The following is a 4,370-nucleotide window of genomic DNA, read 5'->3' on the forward strand; positions in this document are numbered from 1 at the left end:
TTCTCTGAGGCAACTGATGAGGAAAAGAAATTACTCTTAAGGTTGTTTTTTAGTGAAGTAAAGGTTACACCTGATAGAAAGAAGGTTGAATCTGTAAAAGTTTCTCTTTTTGAGAATGGTAATTTACCATTAAGTGAGATACGGGGAACCGTACCACAAGTGATGGTAAAGCAAAATATAGAGATAACTATTGAAATGAACACCATTAAAAAGCTGTATGAAAACAAGGGATGAGGATGATGTTGATTGAGTTGATGGCAATATAAAAGTTACTAAATTACTTTTTATCTCAAAACAATGATAGGGCGAAAATTATGTATACATTGGACAAGTAGCTACTTTTTAAAGCGTTTCAAGAGATACGTTAAAGTATTATGGTGAGGTTAATTTATGTATAATAATTGACTTATTTAAATACTGTTAATATAATTTGGTTGGTCAACCAATTAAATAAGGAGGGGAGTCGAATGAGTAAACAGGAAAAAAGAAAACTATTGATTGATGCTGCCTACAATGTATTTGTTAAAAAAGGATATCTGAATGCTTCTATAAAGGATATCGCAAATGAAGCAAATATAACAACCGGACTTGTTCATTATTATTTTAAAAATAAAGAGGAACTTTTGCTTTCTGTACAACAGGAAGTCCAAACCTATTACCAAAGGAAATATGACGGACATCCAGGAGACTCAGTAAGCCTGGAGGAAGTTTTACATGAAATTAAAACCAGGGCAGAAAGGAATTCGGATTGGTATCGTTGGAGATATGAAATTTATTCTTTAGGGATAAAAGATAAAGGAGGTCATCTTGAAAAGCAAGTAGAGTCTATTCTAAAAAATGGGAGAAAGAGTCTGTCCGAGCCTATGCAACACATAGTAGGTAATTCTCAAGATGCATCTGCACTTTCGAGTATATTATTGGCTTGTTTTGATGGGCTGGCACTACAGAAAATTGTTGATGATCAATTTGATATTGACCAACCATATAGACTGTTAACCGAACTTCTTGAGCTTTATATAAATAAGTCTGATTCTGATTGAAGCTTATTAAAATACTATAAATAGAATAAGGAGGAAATCATTTGAAAAAAATAGTATTAATTTTATTTGCCTTATTGCTCTTCACTACTTCCCATACTTTTGCAGTTGAAGAGAGTAATACTTCTTATCAAATCAAGACTTTTATGAATAAGGCACTGGAGGAATATAATATTCCTGGTGCTACGTTAGCAGTCGTACATAACGGTAATACTATCTTTCAAGATAGCTGGGGGATAATGAGTGACGGTTCACCTGTCAGTGAAGAAACTTCTTTTCTAATAGGTTCGGTAAGTAAGCCTTTAACATCTCTTGGAATTATGGTGTTAGTAGAAGAAGGAAAAATAAAGCTAGATGAACCAATAGATACTTATATCCCTTGGTTTACCTATCAAACCGATAGTAAAAAATCAATAACAGTACGTCATCTATTAGAACAAACAAGTGGGATTAGTGCTTATGAGGGGCTGAAAGCGACAGATCAACAAGATCGTGATAAGGAAAATGGTATCACTCAAGCTGTTAAAGAACTAAGCGGAGTAAAGTTAAGTCATGATCCTGAAGAGATATATGAATATAACTCAGCCAACTATCTGCTTTTAGGAGCTATTATTGAAGAGGTGTCGAATCAAACATTCTCATCCTTTATGGATAACCGTATATTTTCTCCTCTTGCTATGAAAAACACTACTGCTGACTATGAAAGCGCGATTGAAAAAGGGTTTGTACCCGGATATCATTCATGGTTTGGCAAACCTGTTAAAGGAGATGGATGGTATGATCATTCGGGAGCGCCGTATGGTTATATGACCTCAACCTCCAGTGACCTTATTAAGTTTATAGAATTCATGCTTTATGGGGGAGAACTAATAAATGAGCAAAGCTTAAAACAATTACGTATGCCACCAGAAAGCGATCAACGATATGGATTAGGCTGGCATTTCTCTAAAAACGATAATAGATATCCCTATCATACTGGTGCAACGTCAGAATATAGATCTGAAATCTTCTTTATGCCTGAAGAAGATCTAGGTGCTGTTCTTTTGACGAATAAATACCATGAATTGGAAGCAGTTGCTTATTTAAGTATGATGGAGGGAATTCGATCCATTATAAAAGGTGAAAAACCAGAGTTAATTCCGCTAAACGTTAGTACCCAGTGGATTGCGCTTAGTGTGATATTGTTATTATCCATTATTTTCTCTATAAGTTTAATTTGTTTGAAACGTAAAAAAAATATAAATAAAATAGTTTGGGTTCCAATTGGTGTTCTTCACGTTTTAATCGCTGTAGGATTCATTCCATTATTTACATTCAGTATGGGGATTTCTTGGAAGACATTAGGTCTTTTTTCTCCGGACCTTGCATTCCTTATACAATGTCTGATAGTCGTGTTGGCAGTTTACGGTCTTTTAATTTTCCTTATTATTGCGATTAAACAAAAGGTCGTCGAAAAAATAGTGAATTGAACAATGTAAACAGATTTCCCCTTTTATTACCAGTTCGATATGGTTAGAAAAGCTACGGAGAACCGTCCCCCTGCTTCCTCTTAGTTAAAATTTTTCAAAATGAGCAGCACGATTATTCCATATTTTATAGATATTCTCAATGCAGGTCTTAATTGGAGTGTTTTCACTCAATATTTCGGTCAGATTATCAATTGTATAATTATTTCCTGTTTCTTTGATGACTTGCAGATTTGGAAAGGGTTCGCCTATTTTATGGTCAAATAATTTCACGACTTCGTAATTGGCGTCTACAAAGCTGCCTTTCAAATCCATTTTGTTCACAAAGTCTTCCCAAGTGCATTTTTTACCTCCACCGATTTTCTCAAACCACCAGTCAAATTCCTTGAGTTTCTTTCCTTCTATTTCCGGATCATAGCCAAGTTCTGGATTATTTGTTAAATAGCTTTTGACACAAATAAAAAATAGGTCAGGGAAGTCTCCTAAACGTGAACGATTATAGAGATTCAGACGAAGGCGAAGATTATTTCTCTTCTTTATATAGTCTTCACTACCTCGCCACTTATTTAGTTCATATGGCAAACAACCAAAGTTTGCAAGACAATGATAATCAACTCCTATTTTCTTGCCCTCGATAATATTGCTTGAAATATTGGAAATTAGTTCTATTTTATATTGCTTTAACTTTAATGAACCCTTATCGATTATTTTATACCTAAAATCATAGATGTTTTCCAATAAGGCTATCGGTGTACACCAAGTTTCGCCTCTCTCGTTATTGATCGAATCAGAAAAATACTCTTTATAAAACTTCTGTGCTTCACTTCCCATGTCTGCATCATTATATCTTGTATCCGCTTTAACTGGCTTCAAAAAATGCTCTATATTAATTGACATCTTTTCGTCCTCCACCCAATTGAAAACTCTCGATACAGTAGTTCACCATTATACTTGTGTGGCTTGCATACCCCTTGAACCCCGTCCAATACTTCACAAACTCACCCAAATTTTCTAAATGAATTTTTGTTTCTTAACATAAAGTTATTCATTTATTTGCCCCGTTAGCTTAACAACTTCTATCTACACACTAACATAATATTCCAAAAACCAAAACGAAATTTTAGCCATAAGAAAAAGGCGATACCACTTGGATCACCTTGTTTTACTATTGCACCCTTATCTACAGTATGTTTTCCCACCGTATTAATCGTATTTTAAGATACTAAAATTGGTTGATTTTTATCTTCGTGGAAACATTATCTACAGTAATTTTTTATAGTATTCAACGTAGACAAACATAGGACTTTACGTGGAGAGGTGGGTATGATAGGCTTGGCTGCCTGATGAAACCCTTCTTCAGCCTTTCAAGACAAAGAGGCTCCACGTCAAGTTCTTAACCACTTAACTACGCATTCATGTACACAAAAATAAAGGGTGCATTCTATCAATCTTTTTTCGATGTTACTGTAGATAAGCACCCGATAGTTTAATTATCTTCTTTACTAAAATAATAGCATAAACCAGTTGCACAGGCCGAAAAAATAACCATTCCTGTTATCAAGTTCCTATCCGAGGTTACATTTATTATCATTTGAGCGATTGTAGCAATTAAAACCAATATAAACATTATATTAAATATTGATTTTGGAGTAATTGTCCTTTTTCCCACCTTAATTTCCATTTTGTTTAACCCCCTTTGTTACTCTGATGTTTCCTAATTCAACAACCCTGCCCCTTTTATAAATTCAACAATAGACGCACGGGGACGGTTCTCATGCTTCCTTTTTGAGGCATGGAAGCGGTAGAACCGTCCCCGTGCTTCTTGGAAATAGTGTCAAACTTCTATGTAATTATACTCTTTACAAAC

At 34.6% G+C, this 4,370-nt stretch carries 5 protein-coding genes; 3 read left to right on the plus strand and 2 right to left on the minus strand.

Annotation, left to right across the window (positions count from 1 at the left end; translation table 11 throughout):
- The 3 genes from A194_RS18735 to A194_RS0114980 all read left to right on the plus strand — a co-directional run.
- Positions 1-234 (plus strand): hypothetical protein (locus tag A194_RS18735; RefSeq protein WP_040403140.1); only part of this gene is annotated, 234 nt, incomplete at its 5' end.
- Positions 235-467: 233 nt separating this feature from the next.
- On the plus strand, positions 468-1,040 hold the full coding sequence (locus A194_RS0114975; RefSeq protein ID WP_017187610.1) for a TetR/AcrR family transcriptional regulator: 573 nt from the start codon (positions 468-470) through the stop codon (positions 1,038-1,040).
- 41 nt (positions 1,041-1,081) lie between these two features.
- Positions 1,082-2,506 carry a serine hydrolase domain-containing protein gene (locus tag A194_RS0114980; RefSeq protein ID WP_017187611.1) on the plus strand — a complete coding sequence of 475 codons (1,425 nt, stop codon included), beginning with the start codon at positions 1,082-1,084 and terminating at the stop codon, positions 2,504-2,506.
- Positions 2,507-2,590: 84 nt separating this feature from the next.
- Here the strand turns inward: A194_RS0114980 and A194_RS0114985 are convergent, their stop codons facing one another.
- Both A194_RS0114985 and A194_RS0114990 read right to left on the minus strand, forming a co-directional pair.
- A complete protein-coding gene (locus tag A194_RS0114985) occupies positions 2,591-3,400 on the minus strand; it encodes a hypothetical protein (protein WP_017187612.1) in 810 nt (269 codons plus the stop codon).
- Between the two features lie 589 nt (positions 3,401-3,989).
- A complete protein-coding gene (locus tag A194_RS0114990) occupies positions 3,990-4,184 on the minus strand; it encodes a hypothetical protein (protein ID WP_017187613.1) in 195 nt (64 codons plus the stop codon).
- Positions 4,185-4,370: the final 186 nt, after the last annotated feature.

The sequence above is a fragment of the Alkalibacillus haloalkaliphilus C5 genome (assembly GCF_000269905.1).
Lineage (GTDB): Bacteria > Bacillota > Bacilli > Bacillales > Alkalibacillaceae > Alkalibacillus > Alkalibacillus haloalkaliphilus_A.

Excerpts from the sequence above, each read along its gene's own strand:
- A194_RS0114975 (WP_017187610.1), top strand. The coding sequence starts at position 468 with ATGAGTAAACAGGAAAAAAGAAAACTATTGATTGATGCTGCCTACAAT.
- A194_RS0114985 (WP_017187612.1), bottom strand. The coding sequence starts at position 3,400 with ATGTCAATTAATATAGAGCATTTTTTGAAGCCAGTTAAAGCGGATACA.
- A194_RS0114990 (WP_017187613.1), bottom strand. The coding sequence starts at position 4,184 with ATGGAAATTAAGGTGGGAAAAAGGACAATTACTCCAAAATCAATATTT.